The organism is Pseudomonas sp. Pmew2, from assembly GCF_058129885.1.
The window spans coordinates 4,549,434-4,570,361 of sequence record NZ_CM176702.1 but is presented as its reverse complement, the minus strand read 5'-3'; the positions used below and the strand labels follow the sequence as shown (position 1 = coordinate 4,570,361).

Genomic DNA, 20,928 nt, shown 5'->3' with positions numbered 1-20,928 from the left:
GACAACTCCTTGGCGTACTGACGTGCAGTAGAGGAGTGTAGCGTCTGGCAGTTCAACCGGTTTGAGCCTTTAAAAGAACGAGCGCACCGCTTTGAGCGTAAACGTCCCTTCACTGCGCGCGTTGTGGCCGCTGTAGACACTGCAATCGCCGCCGCTCAGGCTTGAGCCGCTGTAGATGAGGTTCATGTCAATGCCCAGCCAGGGGCGTGACAGGTTCAGCGACCAGTCGTTGAAACCGTTGATCAACCCGCCGTCGGCGGAAGACTGCGGGGTATCAAACTGATGATTGGCGTATTGCATGCGCACGCCCACCCCCAGTTGCTCTATAGCCCCCAGGTCGACAAATACCGTGCTGTCGCGTGTGCCAACATCGTTACTGAATGCTGCGCCGATGCGGCTGTTTCGCATGCGCAGTCCGGCGTAGAACTCGTGACTGTCGATCTGGCTGGTATCGGGGTAGCTGTAACGAATCATCCCCAGTTCATAGCCCAAGGTATTATCGAAGGGTTTCTTGAAGCCCATGTAGGAGTCAAGTTCCATCCCTGAATCGGAAGCAAAACCCATGTTTGGTGCCCATTGGCCGAAGTAGAAGCCGCTCTCGTGGGTCAGGTCCAGTCCGCCATGAAAAGAGCCCGAGCCGCCGCTGGGCGTCACAAGGCCTTGCGCCATGCTGCGCGTGGGCGTAGTTGCCAGTTTCAGGTCGAAGTCGCCCAAATCCCGCTCCAGAACCTGGGCAGAGACGGACTGACAGACAAGCATGGCGCTGAAAGACAGCACATGTAAGCGATGGCTGAGCATGGCTCACTCCTTGATCTGCGAGGAGTGTGGTCAGGGATGGCGTATCGAAAATGGCTCAGGAGCCGACACAAGCCGCGAGCTAGAGCCTCGCAAGGATACCGTTGAAATTGGCCGAGGGCGCACCGTTCGTCGATCCGTTGTGTGTCAGTTAGCCGCAGTGGTGCGCGCCGAGGGGATGACCAGGCCGCGAATCACTACCAGCGCCTGTTGAAATGACGGGTAGCCGCTCTTGGCAACGTCCAGTTGGGAGTACTCGGCCTGGTAACGTTCAGCAAGCTTCGGGTCGCTGACGCTCAGCTGTTGCGAGAGCAGGGCGATGGCCAGTGGATGCTTGTGCTTTGCCGCAGTCTGCAGCAGTTCGATAATCTGTTTTTGATCGGCCTGCTGGCGGATCAACAGTACGGCCTGGTAGAACTCGGCTTCGCCCGATGCGTCGTCGAGTGCGGCACGGCGCAGCATGGCTTCGGCCAGCTCGTAGTTTTCGCGGTCGTCTTCGCTGATCAGCAACTTGGCCTGGAGCATGTCGTTCTGATAAAGCAGATGCCCCGCCCGGCATGGGCTGTCGGTGAGCTGGCTGTCATTGGGACCGTTTTCGCAGTGGTGCGATGCGCAGCCGCCAAGGTAGACAAGTGCGCCGAAAAGCATCCAGTTCTTCATTCGAGCATTCCACAAAGGAGATAACGTCCAGAGCGTGAACCAGCTCGTGGTCATAGTGATATCAGAGGAGAGAGTAGCAGCGTGACCGGAAGAATATCCAGCGAAGGATCGTCAATCTAGCGCCTTGAGCGTCAAGGCGCATAGAGATCGACAGGCAGGGCGCGGTTTTACTTTTTACCGAGATTGATCTGCTTGGAAGGTGCGAAGGTCTGGCCACTCACGCCTTTGGCAATTTGCTGGATTTCACCGCCGGACTTCAGGAAAGCTGCAATCTGCGCGTTGATCGAATCGCTCGTTTCAACGGCTGGGGCGGGTTTGGCTTTCGAGTGGGATGCTTTGATACGCATGGCTGCCATTTACCTTCATAAACGTAATACGGCCAGCCAGAGTACAGGAAACGCTTGATTATTGCTTGGCAAATATGGCAGTCGCCCGAGGTCGGCCGTTTGGCGGAGCTGCCTGGGCTCTGCGCGATTTAAATCTAACACTCTGTTTTAAAAGACAAGTTTATGACTGGTAGCCTTTGTGCTGCCCGAGCGCGTCAATCCGTTTCGATCGGGGAAGCTGACGAGTGGAGGCTATGTCGGCACCTTCTGCCACGCGGCGCGAACCCGGCGGTAAAGTCGGGTAGAATGCCGCCCACGCAATGAGGGTATCTGGAAATGGCTTTAATCGGGCGCTACAACAGCTTGCAAATCGTCAAGCACACGAACTTCGGTCTGTATCTGGACGGTGCGCAGGATGGTGAAATCCTTCTGCCCAATCGGTACATCCCCAAGGATATTCCTACTGAAGATGAAGACTGGCTCAATGTGTTCATCTATCTGGACAGCGAAGACAAGCTGATCGCCACCACTGAAAAACCCAAAGTGCAGGTCGGTGAGTTTGCCAGCCTCAAGGTGGTTGAAGTCAACAGCATCGGCGTGTTCCTCGACTGGGGCCTGCCCAAGGACCTGTTGCTGCCGTACTCCGAAGAGAAGCGTACCTTGCAGGCCGGTGAATACTGCGTGGTTCATGTTTACCTCGATAAGCACACGCGGCGCATCACCGCCACCGCGCGCCTGGATCGCTACCTGGACAAAACCCCGGCCAGTTACAGCGTCGGCCAGGAGGTTGACCTGCTGGTCGCCGAAGCGACCGATATGGGTTTCAAGGCAATTATCAACAACAAGCATTGGGGCTTGATTCACAAGAACGAAGTGTTCAAGTTCATGCGCGCCGGCAAGCAGGAAAAGGGCTACATCAAGGAAATCCGTGCCGACGGCAATATCAGCCTGAGCCTGCAGCCGGTGGGCGCAGAAGCAGCGAGCAGCCTGAATTCGAAAATTCTCTCAAAGCTGCGTGAGAACAACGGTACATTGCCAGTCAGCGACAAAAGCGATCCGCAGGTCATCAGCGGCCTGTTTGGGGTCAGCAAAGGTAACTTCAAGAAAGCTATCGGTGCGTTGTACAAACAGGGGCAGATCGTGATTCACGCTGACCGTATCGACCTGGTCTGATATATCGCCCGGGCCCGGAATTTCATCAAGGACGTCCCATGAAAAGAATACTCACGGCTTACCTCGGCACGTTACTGGCGTTTCTGATCCTCGACGGGTTGTGGCTGGGCGTCCTCATGGGGCCGACCTACCGTGAATGGCTCGGACCGCTGATGCTTGCCACGCCCGTGGCTGGGCCTGCAATAGCGTTCTATCTGCTCTACGGGGCAGGCGTCGTGGTTTTCGGCGTAATGCCCGCGGTCAGAGAGCAGCGACTGAGCCGTGCGACCTTGTTCAGCGGGCTGCTGGGGCTGGTTGCCTACGGTACTTATGACCTGACCAACTGGGCCACCTTGCAGGGCTGGCCTGCGCAACTGGCGCTGATAGACCTTGCGTGGGGTACGGTGGTGTCGGCATTGGCCGGGACGGCGGGGTATCTGGCGGTGCGTCGGTTTACGTGAAGCGGCAGGCCGGGATGAGGTTGCCGATTGGCAACTTTCATCCCGAGCCGTGCGGGAACGTGACGACTGCTGGTGGAGCTATTTTTGCAAGAAGGCGGCAAAACCCAGGTTGCTGCCCTTGGGGCGCATGTCCTTGAGGAATGAATCCTTGTCGGCGCTCAGCTCCAGGCTGACGGTCGGCTTGCGTTTGTCCGCATTGCGCACTTCAAGGCCTTCCATGTGATCGCGCATGAACACCGTGGTCACTTTCAGGTGCAGCAACTGGTCGGTTTCAGGTGTGTGCAGCAGCAAGTGCAGCCATTCGTACTGACCCACTTGCAGGCGCGGCACAGGCAGGTCGAACCACCAGATGTTTCTTTTTGGGTCCAGCACGGCGAAGTGCGTGTTATTGACGCCGAGCACCGCGCCGCCCAAGTCCTGGTTTCTGCGTGCAATGGCCAGCTTTTTATCGAGTTTCATAACGTTCCTGTGCATCGGTTTGTTCAGCGTGTCGGCCCTGCCGGACAACAGTGGCGCGCATTCTCGCACAAACTTCGATGCAAACTCGCCGTCGGCGGCGCTAAAAACGCGCCATTGCAAATGGCAGACGAGTGGCATCAGCCGGCCAGAAAATAGTTGAAACTCTTCGCGACAGCCGCAGGTCAACCATTTTGTCGAGTACGACATCCGATTCCAGCGCGGTCTTCAGACCCAGGAGATTCACGATGAGCAGCACCAGCGATAAAGCCAAAGGTATGGCCAACGAAGCCGTTGGTAACGTCAAGCAGGCTGTTGGCAAGGCTACCGACAACACCAAACTGCGGGCTGAAGGCAAGGCGCAAGAGCTGAAAGGCGAAGGCCAGCAAGCCAAAGGCAAAGCCAAGGACGCGATCAAGAAGGGCGTGGACAAGGCTTGAGTCGATGGGTCCCGGGGCTTTCATTCCGGGATCAGGCAAGACCGATAACGGCCATCCGCGGATGGCCGTTATGCTTTCTGCTCTGCGGGACTGAAACCTTTCACGACCTGTCCAGTCAATGTGCCATCGGTATTCGCATCTCTGCGCCACATACGGGACACTGCATGCATGAAGTACCGGTTTTCAGGATGTGAGGTTTTCCAGTAAGGGAGCGAGAGGAAGCGCCATGATTTTCCCCCATTTGCGTAAATTGAAAGTCAGCAAGGTGCTGGTGAGAACCGTCAACGAGTTCCTCGACGACGAGATGTCCACCTACGCCTCGGCACTGGCTTATCAGATGCTGTTCTCTCTGTTTCCGTTTCTGCTGTTTCTGATCGCATTGATCGGCTTTCTGCACCTGCCGGACTTTTTTTCCTGGTTGCGGCTGCAATCGGAATTCCTCTTGCCGCCCCAGGCGCTCGAGCAGGTCAACCCGGTCATCGACCAGTTGCAACAGTCCAAGGGTGGCCTGCTGTCCATCGGTATCGTGATCGCGCTGTGGACTGCTTCAGCAGGTGTGCGCCTGATGATGAGTGCCATGAACGCTGCCTACGACGTGGTCGAAGGGCGGCCTATCTGGAAGCGCCTCCCGCTGTCGATCCTGTATACCGTAGGCATTGCCGGCATGTTGCTCGCGGCCGCAGCTTTCATGGTGCTGGGGCCGCAAGTGATGAACTGGATTGCAGCCCAGATCGGCATGGAAGACTTCATCGTGACGCTGTGGACCATCCTGCGCTGGCCGGCGATCATCATTCTGCTGATGGTTGCGGTGGCGCTGATCTATTACGTGATGCCTGACGTCAAACAGGAGTTTCGCTTTATTACCCCAGGCTCGGTGCTGGCGGTGGTGGTATGGATCGTTGCTTCACTGGCGTTTGGTTTTTACGTCAAGACCTTTGCCGATTACAACGCCATGTACGGCAGTATCGGCGCGATCATTGTCCTGCTGCTGTACTTCTACATTTCGGCTGCCGTGCTGTTGTTGGGGGCTGAAATGAATGCGGTGATCGAACATATGTCCGCCGAAGGCAAGGACGCAGGCGAGAAGGAAGCCGGTGACGGGCTGGGCGAGGAAAGCAGCGAAACAGGCAAACAGCACGTTTCCGGCCTGGGCCGCGATCACTCGGTGCCACTGCAGAAGGCTGACGAAACCTGATCGCGTTCTGTGGCAAGATTGCTTTTTAGGCAAGGAACACGCAGCCATGATCCGTAGCATCCTGAAAATGGGCGATGAGCGCCTGTTGCGCATCGCCCCTCCGGTGCCCGCAGACATGTTCGGCAGCAGCGAACTCAACACGCTGATTGCCGATATGTTCGAGACCATGCACAGCGTGGGCGGTGTGGGCCTTGCCGCACCGCAGATCGGCATTGATCTGCAACTGGTCATTTTCGGTTTCGAGCGCAGTGAGCGCTATCCCCAGGCCGAGGCGGTCCCTCAGACCATCCTGCTCAACCCGCTGATTACCCCATTGAACCCGAGCCTGGAAGAAGGTTGGGAAGGGTGTCTGTCGGTGCCGGGGTTACGGGGTATGGTGAACCGTTACCAGAGCATTCGCTACGAAGGTTTCGACCCTGACGGCCAGCGGATCGAGCGTGTTGCCCATGGATTTCATGCGCGGGTCGTGCAGCATGAATGCGACCACCTGATTGGTCGTCTCTACCCGTCGCGCATTACCGATTTCAGCAAGTTCGGCTTCATGGACGTAATGTTCCCGGACATGGACCCCAATGCCGATGAGTGATCTTCCGGCGGCTCTGCAAAACCGTCAGGCTTCCCGACAGAGCGCAATCAGCGGTTTGCTGCGGCTGTAGCGCATGAATTTCTCGCCGAGGGTGTGTGGCAGACGTTGTGCTGTTTCAAACCCGGCAAGCTGGTAAAAACCCAGCAAATCAGGATGGCAGAACAGCCACACCGGCCCGGCCAGCGGTTGCAGCGCGGCATCGATCAAGCTTCGCGCCACTGTCTTCCCGCGCATGGGGGGCGCTACGAACAGCCCGGTCAGCCAATGTCCCTCAGCGACGGGCGTCAGGCACAAGGCACCGATGATTTCTGCCTGCTTCGCCACCCACGCCTGCCCCTTGCTGGCCGCACGCATCGATGACTGATGCTCGCGGTAAAACTTGCCCAACAGCGGGCGGCACGCATCGGGTAACGGGTAAAAGCGGATTTCAGACATCGCGGACGGGCTCGGTACGTGGGCTGCGCATCATACAGAGGCTAAAGCCGTGACAACTAATCGCCAAGGGCTGCTGTCGATAGTTTCAGACCCGTTTTTTTTCGCGCCATTTGAGGTGAGCATGAAATCGATAACACGACTGTTGGGCTGTTCACTTCTGGCGCTGGGGCTGCTTGGGCAGACAGCAGGGGCGGCTGAAAAAAACGCGCCTATCCAGTTCGGTGCGCTCACTTGGGAAAGTGGCAGCCTGATCACCGAGGTGCTGCGTACCCTTGTCGAGAAAGGCTATGGCTACCGTACTGATACCTTGCCCGGCAGCACCGTCAGCCTGGAAACTGCGCTGGCGAAAAACGACATTCAGGTGATCGCTGAAGAGTGGACCGGACGCAGCCCTGTGTGGGTCAAGGCTGAAGCTGACGGCAAGGTGCTCGGCCTGGGCAACATCGTCAAAGGCGCGACCGAAGGCTGGTGGGTGCCTGAGTACGTGATCAAGGGCGATGCCGCCAAAGGTATCAAACCTGTAGCGCCCGATCTGAAGTCTGTCGCTGACCTGGCGCGCTACAAGGACGTTTTCAAAGACCCTGAATCGCCCGACAAGGGCCGTTTTCTGAACAGCCCGAGCGGTTGGACTTCGGAGATCGTCAACACCCAGAAGCTCAAGGCTTATGGCTTGACAGACAGCTTCGTCAACTTTCGCACCGGCTCGGGCGCGGCGCTGGACGCCGAAGTCGCATCGGCCATCCGCCGTGGCAAACCAGTGCTGTTCTATTACTGGTCACCCACACCCCTGCTGGGCAAGTACAAGCTGATCAAGCTGGAAGAGCCCGCTTTCGATGCAGAAGCCTGGAAAACCCTGACCGACGCCAGTAATCCCAACCCGCGTGGCACCTCTTCGCTGGCGGCGACGCTGTCTATTGGTGTGTCGGCAGAATTCAGCAAGCAATACCCTGAGTTGGTGAGTGTCTTCAAAAACGTCGATTTTCCGATTGATCTGCTCAACCGGACATTGGGTGAAATGAGTGACAAACATGAGGACCCCGGCGTGGCCGCCGCCAGGTTCCTCAAGCAGCACCCCGAGGTCTGGAAAGCCTGGTTGCCGGCCGATGTTGCCGCCAAAGTCAGTCACAGCCTTTGACCGTTGCGCTGCAAGGATCATGGAAGGGGCATAGCTGATAACGTCATCAATGGCCGGTATACGACGTGTCGGGTGGTAAAGCTCTGCCGAGCTGTTAAGTTCAGGGCTCAGTCAATTCATGCTCAGGAGGAGCCATGGCTGATTACATCCAGGGCTCGCGAGGTGCGTGGCAGACCTGTCTGGCACTCATGGCCTGCCTATGCCTGGACGCGCTGCACCCGGTCAATGCTGAAGAAGCGGATGACATGGCGCTGGCGTTGGTGGAACAGCGAAATCTGGGCGAAGGTCTGGCGTGGCTGGGTTATCAGGTCGCCTCGCGCACAGCGACGTTTGCCGGTATCGTGCAAGCAATTGGCAAGACCGAAGCTCAGGAACTGGTGCAAAAAGAGTTGCAGCGCCTGCAACCTGAGTATCAATCGCAATGGGACCGCAATCTGGCAGCGGCCTATGCCCATTCATTTACGGCCGAGGAATTGCGTTCGCTCAATCAGGGCGAGGACTCGCCTTCCATGGTGAGCAGATTCAGAGCCAGAAACACCCAGGTCAGTGCCGACATGAAAGCCCGGTCCTCGGAGCTGCTGGGACAATTCGTAAGTCGTGCGCTGGGCAACGCTCAGGCAGCACTGCAACGCTGACATCCATTCGATGATATGAGGCAAAACCATGGACGCATTCATGCAGGCTGCAATCGATGAGGCACAACTAGGGCTGAAGGAAGGTGGAATCCCCATCGGTTCGGTCATTGTTCACGAGGGCAAGATCATTGGTCGGGGGCATAACCGCCGTGTGCAAGAGGGCAGTGCAACCAGGCACGGCGAAATGGATGCCCTCGAAAACGCCGGTCGCCAACCGGCCCGCGTGTACCGTGACGCGGTGCTCTATACCACGCTGTCTCCTTGTGCGATGTGCAGCGGGGCGATCCTGCTCTACGGCATTCGCAAGGTGATCGTCGGCGAGAACCAGTCGTTCATGGGCGAGGAAGAACTCCTACGCTCGCGTGGCGTGCAGATCGAGGTGCTTGATAACCAGGAGTGCAAGCACATGATGCAGGGCTTCATCGCCAGCAAGCCTGAGTTGTGGAACGAAGATATCGGCGAGTAAGGGGGGTGAAACCTCCAGGTCATGAGTCCGAGAACGGGCTCGGACCAGCGCAATTGCCACAATAGTCATCGCGATACTTGCCTGCCGTGCCAATGCTCTGCGTTGGCATGCCTTTGGTGAGATTCTGCGTCACACATCCTCAGCCTGGCGAGGCAGCGTGCATAACCGACGCTCAGGCCTCAATGCCCCGACCCTGATCATCGATCAATAATCTTCTTCCGCTCCGGACTTAAAGTGCTGTTTGTGCCACTAGTGTGCCTTTAACGGTGATAATCTCCTCTCATCATCATTACGGTATGCACAACAGGCCGGTTGCCTGTTTATTTTCGGAGCCCGATATGTCGGTCCAACAGCGCAATAACGTCAATATCGTGGGCGACGGACCGGCCACTCTGATTTTTGCTCATGGATTCGGCTGTGATCAGCACATGTGGCGCTTCATGGCTCCGCACTTCGCCGAACGCTTCAAGGTTATTCTGTTCGACCTGGTAGGCAGCGGAGATTCCGACGTGTCGGCCTGGTACCCGCACAAATATGCGTCGCTCAAGGGCTATGCAAGCGACTTGCTGGAACTGGTCGACGAGTTCGCCGGAAACGGCCCGGTTGTGCATGTCGGTCATTCGGTCAGTTGCATGATTGCGGTGCTTGCTGAACTGCAGTCGCCCGGCCGGTTCGACGGCCATATCATGGTGGGTCCATCGCCCCATTACCTCAACGACGGTGATTACGTCGGCGGCTTCACTCGCGCTGATATCGATTCGTTGCTTGAGACGCTGGAAAGCAATTACCTGGGCTGGTCCAGCACCATGGCGCCGACACTCATGGGCGCCTCTGACCGGCCTGAACTGGGTGAAGAGCTTGCCAGCAGCTTCTGTCGTACCAATGCCGAGATTGCCAGGCAGTTTGCCCGCGTAACCTTTCTTTCCGACCATCGTGCCGATGTCGCGAAACTCAAAAGCAAGACGCTGATCATGCAAAGCAGCGATGATCTGGTGGTGCCGGTGCAGGTTGGCGAGTACCTGCACCGTGTCATTGCCGATAGCACCTTGCACATGATCGACAATGTTGGGCATTACCCGCACATGAGCGCGCCGCAGCAATGCATAACCGCCATGAATCAGTTTCTGGCGTCTTACGAGAGCGCTGCACATGACGGTTGAACAGGTGAGTCTGCCAGTGACAGAAGACCTGTACGAACATGCGGCCTGCGGTCTGTTGGTTACCTTGCCCAATGGCACCATTGAGCGTGCCAATCTGACGTTCTGCCGTTGGCTGGGCCTTGAACGTGAAACTGTTCTGGGTCGCCGCTTTCAAGACCTGCTGAGTCTGGCAGGCAAAGTCTTCCTGCAAACCCACTGGGCGCCGCTGTTACAGACCCAGGGGTCGATTGCCGAGGTCAAGGTTGAATTGATCCATGCCGGTGGCCGCGCCATTCCCATGATGCTCAATGCCGTACGCCGCGAGCATCCGACCGGGGTTTTACATGAAGTGGCGGTGTTCATGGCCGAGGAGCGCAACAAGTACGAACGTGAACTGCTTGTTGCGCGCAAGATCGCCGAAGAGCTGTTGCAGCAACAGATGACTGTTCAGACAGAACTTACCTCGGCACGCAATCGCCTGCGTCTGGCTCACGCCGAGGCGGAAATACGGGCCATTTTTGCCGAGCAGATGATTGGCATCGTCAGCCACGACCTGCGTAACCCGCTGGCGGCAATCAAGATGGCGGCCGGGCTGCTGGAGCGCACGCAACTCGAGTCGCGACAAGAACGAATCCTCGGGCACATCCACCACTCCACTGACCGGGCCGACCGCATGATTGTGGATCTGCTGGATTTTACTCATGCCCGCGTCGGCAGCGGTATTGCCGTGGTCCCTCAGGCTATCGATCTGCACGCGGTTGTTGCTCGAGGCGTCGAAGAGCTGCGCCAGGTTTTCCCGCACAGGGTGCTGACGCATCGCAGCGAAGGACAGGGTGCGTGCTCGGCGGATCCGGATCGTCTCCTGCAAATGCTCGGCAATCTGGTGAGCAACGCCATCAACTATGGCACGGACGGCAGCGAGGTTTTGATCACGTCGTCCTTCGATACCTGGCTGATCAAGCTGTCGGTGCACAACGTCGGCGAACCCATACCGATGGAGAAGGTGGACGACCTGTACGAACCGGTCGTACGGGTGGTCAGCGACAGTGACGAAACCCGCACAGTCGGGCTTGGCCTGTTCATTGTTCGTGAGATTGTTCGAGCCCATCTGGGTGAGGTGACGGTTCGCTCGTCGGTTGAGGAGGGTACAACGTTCACAGTGGCCTTCCCGCGCCCTCCTGCATGAGTGAACGTACGGCCAGGTTTTTTTCGGTCAACGTGGCGTATTCACGGGTGCACAATGATCGTTACAGACCTAAACTAAACGCTGCGCCATTACCTCAAGGCTGATACAGGTTCTCCATGCGGCAATCCATTTCAAATGATGTAGCCAAGATAAGCCGGATCAGCGCGGTTCCGGCCATCCTGCAAGTCATCACCGAATCAACCGGCCTGGGCTTTGCCGCCGTGGCGCGTGTCACCGAAAGTACCTGGATGGCTTGCGCGGTTCTGGACAAGCTGGATTTTGGTTTGAAACCCGGCGGCGAGCTGGAACTCAGCAGCACAATCTGCCACGAGATTCGCAGCTCCCACAAGGCTGTGGTGATTGATCATGTCGCTGAGGATCCGCTGTTTTGTGAGCACCATACGCCGCGGTTATACAACTTCCAGAGTTACATATCGGTACCGATCTTCCTCTCCAATGGCACCTTTTTCGGCACTATCTGTGCGCTGGACCCCAAACCCGCCAAGCTGACGGGTACCCCCATCGAGTCGATGATGGCGTCTTTTGCGCGTCTTCTGGCACTGCAGATCGAGGCCGAGGAAAACCTGCAGCAAGTGCGTGAAGACCTTCTGGCCGAGCGTGAGGTGGCAGAGCTGCGCGAGCAGTTCATCGCCGTTCTGGGGCACGACCTGCGCAACCCTTTGTTTGCCATCAATGCCAGTGCCGAATTGCTGCTGCGTCGGCCACTGGATGAAAAGGCCCTGCAAGTCGTGCAACACATCCTGACGTCTGGCAAACGCGCCTCACAACTGGTCGACGACGTGCTCGACTTTGCCCGCGGCCGGATGGGGCATGGTATTCCGCTGAGCATGCATGATGCACACGGGCTGGATGAAACGCTTGAGCATGTTGTGTCAGAGATACGCCGCGTTCACCCGTCCCGGCTGATCAAGTCGGATATAAAGATGCTGGAGCGTATTCGCTGCGACCACGAGCGGATCGCACAATTGCTGTCCAATCTGGTGTCCAACGCGATCAGTCACGGTGATCCCCAAAGCCCGGTCGAGGTGACAGCGGGAGTGCGCGGTGATCTGTTTCTACTCAGCGTTACCAATCAGGGCGAGCCGATACCCGAGTCCGTTCGTTCGCAGTTGTTCCTCCCTTACTCACGGCCAATCACTGACGAGCCGCAAGCCGGGCTAGGCCTGGGGCTCTATATCGCCAGCGAAATAGCCCTGGCGCATGGCGGTACGCTTGAAGTGTGCTCGACACAAGAGCAGGGTACTGTCTTCACGTTCAGGATGCCTTTGAAGTCGGCGTAGATACGCCCGCAAACCACGATGTGTGACCTGTGCGTGGCGCTCCTTGCCCTGCGCCAGGGCCAAGCCTGCGTGGCGTCGCGCATGGCTGAAGGTATGCGCTTTGACCATCCTTGTTACAAACTCTCACACCGCTATGCTTGCTCATCGACACTGTCGGGCCGAACCTGAGGCCTGGGCTGCCGTCAAAGGCCTGAGTCTTCACGGTTACCCCGCAGTTTCACCTTTGCCAAGAGGTAGTGATGAACAGTTTTTTGCGCAATCTTGTAGGGGGCGTGCTGGTTGCGTCATGTGGCATCGGTGCTGTTCAGGCGCAGACACTGCCAAACAGCACACTCAACAACGGCGCCAGCAGCAACCCCTATAACAGCCCGATCAAGCGCTCCAACCCCAACAGCCGTCAGGGCACCGAGTCAATCACGCCCCGCGCGCCCGGCTCCAATATTGCGCCTCCTGTGCGCAGGCCTACGCTGGAGAACGGCGGTATCGGCAACGGCTACCCCACGCGCCAGAATGCTCCGCGTCCCTCTACGCCGACAACCGACCCCAGCCGCGCCAACTGAATCTTCAACCAAGCGAGCCCGTTTCACCGCGGGACGTCGACTCAATGCATAAGGAAACGCTCATGCTTAGAAAAACCCTGATCGCCACTTGGTGTGCTGCTGCCATTCTGAGCCTGCCGCTGACGGCAAGCGCCGCCCCGGAAACCTACAAAAGCGAACAAGGCACCGTCACGGTCACCCCGGTTGCCGAAGGTCTGGATCACCCATGGGCACTGGCATTTCTGCCTGACAAGCAGGGCATTCTGGTGACGGAGCGCTCCGGCAACCTGCGTATCGTGTCGGCGGACGGCAAATTATCCGAGCCGCTTTCCGGTGTGCCGCAAGTCTGGGCAAGAAAACAGGGTGGGCTGCTCGACGTCGTGCTTTCCCCGGACTTCGCCAAGGACCGCATGGTCTACCTGACCTACTCCGAAGGCAGTGGCAAAACCGCTGCCGAGGGAGATACTGCGGGTACTGCGGCAGGGCGTGGTCGTCTGTCCAAAGACATGACCCGTCTGGAAGACTTCGAGGTTATCTTCCGTCAGCAACCAAAACTCTCGGTGGGCAACCACTTCGGCGCGCGGATGGTATTCGATCGCGACGGTTATCTGTTTATCGCGCTGGGCGAGAACAACGATCGTCCCACTGCGCAAGACCTGGACAAGCTGCAAGGCAAGATCGTACGTATCTATCCGGATGGTAGTGTGCCGAAAGACAACCCTTTTGTCGGGCAGAAAAACGTCCGGCCCGAGATCTGGTCCTACGGCCATCGCAACCAGCAGGGCGCAGCGCTCAACCCGTGGACCGGTACGTTGTGGACCAACGAGCATGGGCCCAAGGGCGGCGATGAATTGAACATCATCGAACGTGGCCAGAATTACGGCTGGCCGATTGCGACCCACGGTATCAATTATTCGGGCGAGCCGATTCCGGAAGCCAAAGGCAAGTTTGTCGAAGGCACAAAAGTACCGTTTCAGGTCTGGGAAGTGTCACCGGGCATCAGCGGTATGGCGTTCTATGACCACAGCCTGTTCAAGGCGTGGGATCACAATCTGTTCATCGGCGCGCTGGCCACTGAGGAATTGATCAGGCTGCAATTTGATGGCGACAAGATCGTTCATGAAGAACGGCTGTTGAAAGGCATGAAACAGCGGATACGCGATGTGCGTCAGGGGCCGGACGGTTACTTGTATTTGTTGACGGATGAAGACAAGGGGAAGTTACTGAAAGTCGGGTTGGCTCAGTAATAACCTGTTAAACCTTTGAAAAAGAAAATTCCCACAATGTAGTGGGAGTTTTCTTATGGTTTCTCGGTGCGATAACTGTTGGGGCAGTCGGATCAGTTATCCTTTGCGTCACGTACCACTTCGCCCGTCTTGGCATCGACGTCGTAGTTCCATTCCACACCCTTGGCGTCTTTCAGTTCGATCTTATAGACCAGGCGGCCGTCGCGTTCTTTTTCCAGCTCGGTATCGTGGACCGTGAAGCCTGTGTGCTTGGCAACGGCCTGCTTGTTGAACTGTTCAAAGTCACCCAATGCCTGAGACTTGTAAAGGCGGATCACTTCATCGGGACCAACGTCGGCCTGGGCGGCATCTGCAACAGCAGTGAGGGCAACAGCGGCGAAGACGGCAGGCATAAGTTTCATAGGGTATTCCTTTCTGATTGATCTGTTTCAATGGATTCGTGACACGCTGATTGGTTCAGCGGTTTTGTTGAATTCAGATTAGCCACACTTACTTAATTCATGCTTAATTATTCCGGTGCGCAACGTTTTTTGCGGTGGCTTCTTTCCCTGATACGTAAGTAGAGTTTTTCCGCGTCATTCGTTTACCGGCAGACCGTCACGCAAAGGTTGAAAAAAACCGGCAGTGAACGTAAAAGGTTGGCCCCCTGCCGGAAGGTGCATCGCGTCTGTCCAGGCACCTGTCCTTGCGGAGTCTGATCGATGAGTACGCCCTACCGACCTGCCATGCGTCATGCCTGGCGATTGTTACCGTTGGGCATGGCTGTTGCCTCGCAGCTAATGGCTGCGGATCCGCTCACTCTGGACGCGGTCAACGTGACCGGGTTCAGCGAACAGGAAGGTGCCAGCGACTATAAAGCTGGTCGGGCGTCGATTTACGGGTTTGATCAGGCTTCGCTGCTGGATACGCCTGCCTCGGTTTCAGTGTTCAGCGAAGCGCTGATCAAGGACCGTCAGGCAAAACTGCTGAGTGACGTGCTGCGCAACGATGCCTCGGTCGGCGACGGCTATGCGCCGGTAGGCTATTACGAAAACTTTGTGGTGCGCGGCTTCTCATTGAACGCGGCCAACAGTTATCGCATCAACGGCCGCAGCATTGCCGGCGAGCAGAACGTGGCGCAAGCAGCAGGTCGAGTTGCTCAAGGGGCTGTCCGGCTTGCAGAGCGGCGTTTCAGAGCCCGGTGGTGTCATTAACTATCAGACCAAGCGCGCGCAGGATGTCCGGTCGGTAACGGTCTCTACCAACGAACACGGCGAGCGCTACCTCGCGACCGATGTCGGCGGCTGGTTCGGCAGCGAACAGCAGTTCGGGCTGCGCGCCAACCTGGCCCATGAAGACATTCGCTCGTACGTCGAGCACGCCGACGGCCAGCGTGATTTCGCCTCGCTGGCCTTCGACTGGAACATCAGCGAGCGCGCCTTGCTGCAACTCGACATCGAGTATCAGAGCAAAGAGCAGCGCTCTGTGCCCGGTTATCAATTGCTCGGCGGCACGGTGCTGCCTCACGACGCCTCGCCACGCAAGCTGCTGGGCTATCAAAACTGGTCCAATCCGGTGGGCATCGACTCGCTGAACATGAGCGGGCGTTTCGAATACCGGTTCAACGACAGCTGGAAGGGCAGCCTGAGTGCGTCGCGCAGTCGCGTGGTCATTGATGACTACAGCGCCTTTGCGTGGGGCTGTTACGGCTCGGCCAGCTGCGCAGCCGAAGCGGTACCCAACCACTTCAGCGCTGAGGGTGGCTACGACATCTACGACTTCCGCAGCCCGGACGACACGCGCCGTAACGACGAGGTCGAAGCGGCAATGTCCGGTACGTTCAATACCGGATCACTGGGGCACGAGCTGACCTTCGGCACCAGCGCCTACCGCCGCACCGTGGACACGCGCGGGACCTTCAATGAATTCGTCGGCTCGGGCACGATCAACGAGTCGCCTGAATCGGTGGCACCGTCGCCTTTGACACTGCCACATACCGAGCGCCGTCTGGACAGCCGCCAGTACGGGCTGTTTATCACCGACCGGATCAGTTTCAACGAGCACTGGCAGACCGTGCTGGGCGGGCGACAAGTGCGGCTCGACGAGCAGGCGTTTACCGAAGACGGCAGCGACGCAAGACACACCGAGCGTTACGTGTTCCTGCCGCAGGCGGCATTGATCTACAAACCGGTGGACAACGTTTCGCTCTACACCAGCTACAGCAAAGGCCTCTCGCTGGGCGGGACAGCTGCCTGGTTCACTACCAACGCCAGTGAAATTCTTGCGCCCACCGTGTCTCGACAACTGGAAGCGGGTATCAAGTATGACTGGCAGCGTATGAGCCTGACGGCCGCAGTGTTTCAAGCCCGTCAGGCTTACCAGTATTCCAGGCCCAACGATGACGGCACGTTTACCTATGTGCAGCAAGGCGAGCAGAAAAACACCGGGCTTGAACTGGGCGCGAGTGGCTGGGTGACCGACCGCCTGCAGATATCCGCCAGTGCGGCGGCCATCCGGGCGCGAGTCGAGGGCAGCGGCACCGAGGCCTATGACGATCATCAGGCCCTCAATGTGCCCAAATACCGTGGCACCCTGCAAGCGGACTATAGCCTGCCGGTGCCCGGGCTCGCCTTACTCGGCGGGATGCAGTACAGCGCCAGCAAGTACGCTGACCGTGAAGGCTCCGTGCAGGTCAATGACTACACACTGTTCAATATCGGCAGCCGTTACAGCACCCGAATCAGCGGCTACGACACTGTCGTGCGCCTGACCGTCGACAACCTCTTCGACAAACGCTACTGGCGTGATGCCGGGGAGTATCTGGGTGACGACTACCTATTCATGGGCGCACCCAGAACGGCAAGATTGTCGGCCACCGTCAACTTTTAGTGGGCGGGCTCTACTGCACGGAGCGTTGGCACGATCGTCGGGATTCTCGTTCCACACGCTCCAGCGTGGGAGTGCAGTTCACGACGCTCTGCGTCGTCAAGAGGACGCGGAGCGTCCAGAAATGGCATGCGACGCGGAGCGCCGCACGATAGTTGAAGTGATCGTTCCTCACGCTCCAGTGAACTGCCCCCAAGAAGTTGGACACCAATCCGACCTCACGGGGGTGTTCAAATGGGTAAGTATTCAGAGCAGTTCAAGCTCACTGTCGTCAAAGCGTATCTTGAAGACAACATGGGCTTTCGTATGGTAGCCCGCCAGTTCTCGATCGATTTCAGCCTGCTTCGACGCTGGGTCGCTAACTACAAGAGTCATGGTCACACCGGCCATCGCAAGCCTGGTCTTCGATACAGCGAAGCTTTCAAGCGCTCAGTGCTTGAGCACAGGCGTGAACACAAGCTATCGCTCCGTCAGGCCGCTGCGCATTTTGGTATCGGGGATCCCGGCCAAATAGTCATTTGGGAAAAGCGGCATTACAGTAGCGGTACAGCCCCGTATGTTCCTGCCAGAAGAAAGCCTGTCGCCATGCCAAAGAAGCCTTATCCCGCCAAACCAGTAACCGCCGACGATACGCAGAAGACGCGCGACCAGTTGATGAGCGAGCTTGAATATCTGCGCATGGAGAACGCTTACCTAAAAAAGTTGGAAGAGCTGAAGGAGCAGAAACGACGGCAACCGAAAAAGCCCTGAGCATCAAGCAACTGAGGGGCCGGTTCCCGCTTTGCGCTCTGCTGAGGCTGGCGGGCTTGGCACGCAGCACGTTTTACTATCAGGTTCAGGTGCAATCCAGACCCGATCCCTATGCTGCTTTGAAACAGTTAGTCGAAAGCATTTACCACGAGGAGAAAGGCCTTTATGGCGCTCGGCGTATCACGGCGGTCATTCGCACTGCAGGTATTTTGGTCAACAAGAAGGTTGTAGAACGACTGATGGCAGAACTGGGCCTGCGATCAGTGGTGCGCCCCAAAAAATACCGCTCCTATAAGGGCGTAATCGGAACCATTGCGCCGAATTTGCTGGAGCGCAATTTCAGCGCGCAACGCCCGAACCAGAAGTGGGTGACCGATGTGACTGAGTTCAAGGTAGGCAATCGAAAGCTGTATCTCTCACCCGTGATGGACTTGTACAACGGTGAAATCGTGGCGTATGAAGTGTCGACAAGGCCGAGCTTTGAGCTGGTCACCAGCATGCTGGACAAGGCGCTTCAGCAGTTGCAGGACGAGCCGAAGCTTGTGATGCACTCGGACCAGGGCTGGCAGTATCAACACGCGCAGTATCGCCATAAGCTATCGGTACGAGGCGTCAAACAAAGCATGTCCCGTAAGGGCAACTGCCTGGACAATGCGGCAATGGAAAGCTTTTTCGGTACACTGAAATCCGAGTTTTTCTACCTGAAACAGTTTGAAAGCATCGATGAGTTGAAAGCAGGTCTGGATGAGTACATCCACTACTACAACCATGACCGCATCAAGCTGAAGCTCAACGGCCAAAGCCCCGTAAAATACAGGGCTCAGGCGGCAAGCTAAAACCGTCCAACTTTTGGGGGGCAGTTCACCAGCGTGGGAGTGCAGTTCACGACGCTCTGCGTCGTCAAGAGGACGCGGAGCGTCCAGAAACGGCATGCGACGCGGAGTGCCGCACGATAGTTGAAGTGATCGTTCCACACGCTCCAGCGTGGGGGGAGTGCAGTTCACGACGCTCTGCGTCGTCAAGAGGACGCGGAGCGTCCAGAAACGGCATGCGACGCGGAGCGCCGCACGATAGTTGAAGTGATCGTTCCTCACGCTCCAGCGTGGGAGTGCAGTTCACGACGCTCTGCGTCGTCAAGAGGACGCGGAGCGTCCAGAAACGGCATGCGACGCGGAGCGCCGCACGATAGTTGAAGTGATCGTTCCTCACGCTCCAGCGTGGGAATGCAGTTCACGACGCTCTGCGTCGTCAAGAGGACGCGGAGCGTCCAGAAATGGCATGCGACGCGGAGCGCCGCACGATAGTTGAAGTGATCGTTCCTCACGCTCCAGCGTGGGAGTGAAGTTCATGACGCTCTGCGTCGTCAAGAGGACGCGGAGCGTCCAGAAACGACATGCGACGCGGAGCGCCGCACGATAGTTGCGATCATCGTTCCCGCTACAGGCCTCAGCTCCGTATCAGTGCGCCCGCAAGCTTTGCTATTCTTCGCGCCCTGTGAGCGCCAGGCGCTTTTTTCAGCCATGTTTCGGGGGCTTCATGACGGCCATCGTTCAATCCACTCCCCAGCCCTTCAGCAGAGCCGACTACAAGACCCTGGGTCTTGCGGCGCTGGGTGGCGCGCTGGAAATCTACGACTTCATTATCTTCGTATTCTTTGCGCTGACCCTCAGCCAGCTGTTTTTTCCGCCCGACATGCCCGAGTGGCTGCGTCTGCTGCAAAGCTTCGGGATCTTCGTGACAGGCTATCTCGCACGCCCGCTGGGCGGCATTCTGATGGCGCATTTTGCCGACCGGCTGGGACGCAAGCGGGTGTTCAGCCTGAGTATTCTGATGATGGCCCTGCCTTGTCTGCTGATCGGCATCATGCCCACCTACGCACAGATTGGTTACTGGGCGCCGCTGGTGCTGCTGGCGTTACGCATTCTGCAGGGCGCAGCGGTCGGCGGCGAGGTACCCAGTGCCTGGGTCTTCGTGGCAGAGCACGCACCCCAGGGGCATCGCGGCTACGCACTCGGGGTTTTGCAAGCCGGTCTGACGTTTGGATACCTGCTCGGTGCGCTGACCGCAACATGGCTGGCAAGGGTCTTCAGCCCGGGTGAGATCCTTGACTGGGCGTGGCGCATTCCGTTTCTGCTTGGCGGCGTTTTCGGTGTAGTGGGCGTCTGGCTGCGTCGCTGGCTGAACGAAACGCCAGTGTTCATCGCAATGCACGCCCAGCGTGAAAACCTGCCTGCACTGCCGCTTGGCCAGGTCCTGCGCGATCATCGCCAATCCTTGCTGCCTGCCGCGCTGTTGACGTTTGTGCTGACGTCCGCGGTGGTCGTGCTGGTGGTGATTACCCCGACGGTCATGCAGCAGCGCTTCGGGATCAGCGCCAGCAATACCTTCGCCCTGAGCGCAGTGGGCATCGTCTTCCTCAATATCGGCTGCGTGCTGGCAGGCATGCTGGTTGACCGCATCGGTGCGTGGCGCGGGGTCATCATCTACAGCCTGCTGCTGCCGCTGGGTATAGGCGTGCTTTACGCCAGCCTCATCCAGCAATGGATGCCGCTGGGTATCGCCTACGCCATTGCAGGGCTGGCCTGCGGGGTTGTCGGCGTGGTGCCTTCGGTGATGGTCGGACTGTTCCCTGCGAACATTCGTGTGTCAGGCATCTCGTTCACTTACAACATTGCCTACGCTTTTTGGGCGAGTACCACGCCATTGCTGCTCATCGCGCTGATGCCCTGGAATATCTGGGTTTGCGTGCTTTACAGCCTGGTCATGGGGATTGTGGGTCTGACGACCGCAGCGGTATTCGGCCTGCGCCGGGGTGTAGTGGTAGATGACCTTGCAACCGGCAGAAGCGGATAGCGCCAAGCCTGTTCCTGCTGGCGCGCCTCTTTCTCGCACTCAGCCGCTCATCTCTGTGGGCGGTTTTCGCAAATGAAACATATCAAGAAAGTTCCTCAAGTCAGGCGCTGTCAATTGTAACAAGTGATTGTAATTCTGTTTGCTCAAGTCTATCTTGCGCCCCTCTATATTATTTTTATTTATTGAGCTGGTGTGCTCTTGCCTGCCACGATTCCAACGTGGCTCGGCTGGCGGGTTATTTATGATTTCATTAAATTGATAGTCGTAATTTTTCTGTATTTTCTGTAGGAGATTTCTTCAGTCGTT

The 20,928-nt window shown here is 57.6% G+C and carries 21 protein-coding genes and 1 pseudogene; 16 read left to right on the top strand and 6 right to left on the bottom strand.

What is annotated here, in order from left to right; all coding sequences use genetic code 11:
• Window positions 1-69: 69 nt before the first annotated feature.
• The 3 genes from AC4ANK_RS21115 to AC4ANK_RS21105 form a co-directional block, all read right to left on the bottom strand.
• The gene (locus AC4ANK_RS21115) at window positions 70-798 is read right to left on the bottom strand and encodes a TorF family putative porin (RefSeq protein ID WP_460384567.1); all 729 of its coding nucleotides are present in this window, start codon (window positions 796-798) and stop codon (window positions 70-72) included.
• A 144-nt stretch (window positions 799-942) separates the two neighbouring features.
• A complete protein-coding gene (locus AC4ANK_RS21110; RefSeq protein WP_004657591.1) occupies window positions 943-1,455 on the bottom strand; it encodes a hypothetical protein in 513 nt (170 codons plus the stop codon).
• A gap of 167 nt (window positions 1,456-1,622) precedes the next feature.
• Entirely contained in the window at window positions 1,623-1,811 is a 189-nt protein-coding gene (locus AC4ANK_RS21105; protein ID WP_002554403.1) for a PFL_1563 family small protein, read from the bottom strand.
• A 306-nt stretch (window positions 1,812-2,117) separates the two neighbouring features.
• On the opposite strand from AC4ANK_RS21105, the gene AC4ANK_RS21100 reads away from it, so the two are divergent.
• Both AC4ANK_RS21100 and AC4ANK_RS21095 read left to right on the top strand, forming a co-directional pair.
• Entirely contained in the window at window positions 2,118-2,954 is an 837-nt protein-coding gene (locus AC4ANK_RS21100) for a CvfB family protein (protein ID WP_002554402.1), read from the top strand.
• Window positions 2,955-2,992: 38 nt separating this feature from the next.
• Window positions 2,993-3,394, top strand: coding sequence for a DUF2177 family protein (locus tag AC4ANK_RS21095; RefSeq protein ID WP_002554401.1), 402 nt, complete (start codon window positions 2,993-2,995; stop codon window positions 3,392-3,394).
• 78 nt (window positions 3,395-3,472) lie between these two features.
• Here AC4ANK_RS21095 and AC4ANK_RS21090 read toward each other — a convergent pair whose 3' ends face one another.
• Window positions 3,473-3,853, bottom strand: a complete 381-nt coding sequence (locus AC4ANK_RS21090; RefSeq protein ID WP_002554400.1) for a hypothetical protein — start codon at window positions 3,851-3,853, stop codon at window positions 3,473-3,475.
• A gap of 245 nt (window positions 3,854-4,098) precedes the next feature.
• Between AC4ANK_RS21090 and AC4ANK_RS21085 the strand changes: the two genes are divergently transcribed.
• The 3 genes from AC4ANK_RS21085 to def all read left to right on the top strand — a co-directional run bounded on the left by AC4ANK_RS21085 (window position 4,099) and on the right by def (window position 6,071).
• Entirely contained in the window at window positions 4,099-4,290 is a 192-nt protein-coding gene (locus AC4ANK_RS21085; RefSeq protein ID WP_002554399.1) for a CsbD family protein, read from the top strand.
• Window positions 4,291-4,516: 226 nt separating this feature from the next.
• Window positions 4,517-5,485, top strand: a complete 969-nt coding sequence (locus tag AC4ANK_RS21080) for a YihY/virulence factor BrkB family protein (RefSeq protein WP_002554398.1) — start codon at window positions 4,517-4,519, stop codon at window positions 5,483-5,485.
• A gap of 46 nt (window positions 5,486-5,531) precedes the next feature.
• Complete coding sequence (gene def / locus AC4ANK_RS21075) at window positions 5,532-6,071, top strand: peptide deformylase (protein ID WP_002554397.1); 540 nt, start codon at window positions 5,532-5,534, stop codon at window positions 6,069-6,071.
• 24 nt (window positions 6,072-6,095) lie between these two features.
• Here def and AC4ANK_RS21070 read toward each other — a convergent pair whose 3' ends face one another.
• Entirely contained in the window at window positions 6,096-6,506 is a 411-nt protein-coding gene (locus AC4ANK_RS21070) for a GNAT family N-acetyltransferase (protein ID WP_002554396.1), read from the bottom strand.
• A 121-nt stretch (window positions 6,507-6,627) separates the two neighbouring features.
• Here AC4ANK_RS21070 and AC4ANK_RS21065 point away from each other — a divergent pair, with 121 nt between their 5' ends.
• The 8 genes from AC4ANK_RS21065 to AC4ANK_RS21030 all read left to right on the top strand — a co-directional run bounded on the left by AC4ANK_RS21065 (window position 6,628) and on the right by AC4ANK_RS21030 (window position 14,154).
• A complete protein-coding gene (locus AC4ANK_RS21065) occupies window positions 6,628-7,641 on the top strand; it encodes an ABC transporter substrate-binding protein (RefSeq protein WP_002554395.1) in 1,014 nt (337 codons plus the stop codon).
• A 134-nt stretch (window positions 7,642-7,775) separates the two neighbouring features.
• Complete coding sequence (locus AC4ANK_RS21060; RefSeq protein WP_002554394.1) at window positions 7,776-8,276, top strand: hypothetical protein; 501 nt, start codon at window positions 7,776-7,778, stop codon at window positions 8,274-8,276.
• A 28-nt stretch (window positions 8,277-8,304) separates the two neighbouring features.
• A complete protein-coding gene (locus AC4ANK_RS21055; RefSeq protein WP_002554393.1) occupies window positions 8,305-8,742 on the top strand; it encodes a nucleoside deaminase in 438 nt (145 codons plus the stop codon).
• Window positions 8,743-9,080: 338 nt separating this feature from the next.
• Window positions 9,081-9,902, top strand: a complete 822-nt coding sequence (locus AC4ANK_RS21050) for an alpha/beta fold hydrolase (protein WP_002554392.1) — start codon at window positions 9,081-9,083, stop codon at window positions 9,900-9,902.
• On the top strand, window positions 9,892-11,067 hold the full coding sequence (locus AC4ANK_RS21045) for a PAS domain-containing sensor histidine kinase (protein ID WP_460384574.1): 1,176 nt from the start codon (window positions 9,892-9,894) through the stop codon (window positions 11,065-11,067). Before AC4ANK_RS21050 ends, AC4ANK_RS21045 begins: the two co-directional genes overlap by 11 nt.
• A gap of 116 nt (window positions 11,068-11,183) precedes the next feature.
• Window positions 11,184-12,368, top strand: a complete 1,185-nt coding sequence (locus AC4ANK_RS21040; protein ID WP_005734000.1) for a GAF domain-containing sensor histidine kinase — start codon at window positions 11,184-11,186, stop codon at window positions 12,366-12,368.
• A gap of 239 nt (window positions 12,369-12,607) precedes the next feature.
• Complete coding sequence (locus AC4ANK_RS21035; protein WP_002552537.1) at window positions 12,608-12,928, top strand: hypothetical protein; 321 nt, start codon at window positions 12,608-12,610, stop codon at window positions 12,926-12,928.
• Window positions 12,929-12,990: 62 nt separating this feature from the next.
• Window positions 12,991-14,154 (top strand): PQQ-dependent sugar dehydrogenase, encoded by a 1,164-nt coding sequence (locus AC4ANK_RS21030; protein ID WP_002552538.1) that lies wholly within the window; start codon window positions 12,991-12,993, stop codon window positions 14,152-14,154.
• Between the two features lie 92 nt (window positions 14,155-14,246).
• On the opposite strand, the gene AC4ANK_RS21025 is transcribed toward AC4ANK_RS21030, so the two are convergent.
• Complete coding sequence (locus tag AC4ANK_RS21025) at window positions 14,247-14,555, bottom strand: PepSY domain-containing protein (protein WP_002552539.1); 309 nt, start codon at window positions 14,553-14,555, stop codon at window positions 14,247-14,249.
• 300 nt (window positions 14,556-14,855) lie between these two features.
• On the opposite strand from AC4ANK_RS21025, the pseudogene AC4ANK_RS21020 reads away from it, so the two are divergent.
• The 3 genes and pseudogenes from AC4ANK_RS21020 to AC4ANK_RS21010 all read left to right on the top strand — a co-directional run bounded on the left by AC4ANK_RS21020 (window position 14,856) and on the right by AC4ANK_RS21010 (window position 20,622).
• Window positions 14,856-17,022: pseudogene (locus tag AC4ANK_RS21020) on the top strand (TonB-dependent siderophore receptor).
• A gap of 231 nt (window positions 17,023-17,253) precedes the next feature.
• Window positions 17,254-18,605, top strand: a protein-coding gene (locus AC4ANK_RS21015) for an IS3 family transposase (RefSeq protein WP_095077641.1) whose coding sequence is annotated in 2 segments (ribosomal slippage) — window positions 17,254-17,713 and window positions 17,713-18,605 — 1,353 coding nt in all. Because the reading frame shifts where the segments join, the coding sequence is not laid out codon by codon here.
• 700 nt (window positions 18,606-19,305) lie between these two features.
• Entirely contained in the window at window positions 19,306-20,622 is a 1,317-nt protein-coding gene (locus AC4ANK_RS21010) for an MFS transporter (RefSeq protein ID WP_002552541.1), read from the top strand.
• Window positions 20,623-20,928: the final 306 nt, after the last annotated feature.

Excerpts from the sequence above, each read along its gene's own strand:
- AC4ANK_RS21115 (WP_460384567.1), bottom strand. The coding sequence starts at position 798 with ATGCTCAGCCATCGCTTACATGTGCTGTCTTTCAGCGCCATGCTTGTC.
- AC4ANK_RS21110 (WP_004657591.1), bottom strand. The coding sequence starts at position 1,455 with ATGAAGAACTGGATGCTTTTCGGCGCACTTGTCTACCTTGGCGGCTGC.
- AC4ANK_RS21105 (WP_002554403.1), bottom strand. The coding sequence starts at position 1,811 with ATGGCAGCCATGCGTATCAAAGCATCCCACTCGAAAGCCAAACCCGCC.
- AC4ANK_RS21100 (WP_002554402.1), top strand. The coding sequence starts at position 2,118 with ATGGCTTTAATCGGGCGCTACAACAGCTTGCAAATCGTCAAGCACACG.
- AC4ANK_RS21095 (WP_002554401.1), top strand. The coding sequence starts at position 2,993 with ATGAAAAGAATACTCACGGCTTACCTCGGCACGTTACTGGCGTTTCTG.
- AC4ANK_RS21090 (WP_002554400.1), bottom strand. The coding sequence starts at position 3,853 with ATGAAACTCGATAAAAAGCTGGCCATTGCACGCAGAAACCAGGACTTG.
- AC4ANK_RS21085 (WP_002554399.1), top strand. The coding sequence starts at position 4,099 with ATGAGCAGCACCAGCGATAAAGCCAAAGGTATGGCCAACGAAGCCGTT.
- AC4ANK_RS21080 (WP_002554398.1), top strand. The coding sequence starts at position 4,517 with ATGATTTTCCCCCATTTGCGTAAATTGAAAGTCAGCAAGGTGCTGGTG.
- def (WP_002554397.1), top strand. The coding sequence starts at position 5,532 with ATGATCCGTAGCATCCTGAAAATGGGCGATGAGCGCCTGTTGCGCATC.
- AC4ANK_RS21070 (WP_002554396.1), bottom strand. The coding sequence starts at position 6,506 with ATGTCTGAAATCCGCTTTTACCCGTTACCCGATGCGTGCCGCCCGCTG.
- AC4ANK_RS21065 (WP_002554395.1), top strand. The coding sequence starts at position 6,628 with ATGAAATCGATAACACGACTGTTGGGCTGTTCACTTCTGGCGCTGGGG.
- AC4ANK_RS21060 (WP_002554394.1), top strand. The coding sequence starts at position 7,776 with ATGGCTGATTACATCCAGGGCTCGCGAGGTGCGTGGCAGACCTGTCTG.
- AC4ANK_RS21055 (WP_002554393.1), top strand. The coding sequence starts at position 8,305 with ATGGACGCATTCATGCAGGCTGCAATCGATGAGGCACAACTAGGGCTG.
- AC4ANK_RS21050 (WP_002554392.1), top strand. The coding sequence starts at position 9,081 with ATGTCGGTCCAACAGCGCAATAACGTCAATATCGTGGGCGACGGACCG.
- AC4ANK_RS21045 (WP_460384574.1), top strand. The coding sequence starts at position 9,892 with ATGACGGTTGAACAGGTGAGTCTGCCAGTGACAGAAGACCTGTACGAA.
- AC4ANK_RS21040 (WP_005734000.1), top strand. The coding sequence starts at position 11,184 with ATGCGGCAATCCATTTCAAATGATGTAGCCAAGATAAGCCGGATCAGC.
- AC4ANK_RS21035 (WP_002552537.1), top strand. The coding sequence starts at position 12,608 with ATGAACAGTTTTTTGCGCAATCTTGTAGGGGGCGTGCTGGTTGCGTCA.
- AC4ANK_RS21030 (WP_002552538.1), top strand. The coding sequence starts at position 12,991 with ATGCTTAGAAAAACCCTGATCGCCACTTGGTGTGCTGCTGCCATTCTG.
- AC4ANK_RS21025 (WP_002552539.1), bottom strand. The coding sequence starts at position 14,555 with ATGAAACTTATGCCTGCCGTCTTCGCCGCTGTTGCCCTCACTGCTGTT.
- AC4ANK_RS21010 (WP_002552541.1), top strand. The coding sequence starts at position 19,306 with ATGACGGCCATCGTTCAATCCACTCCCCAGCCCTTCAGCAGAGCCGAC.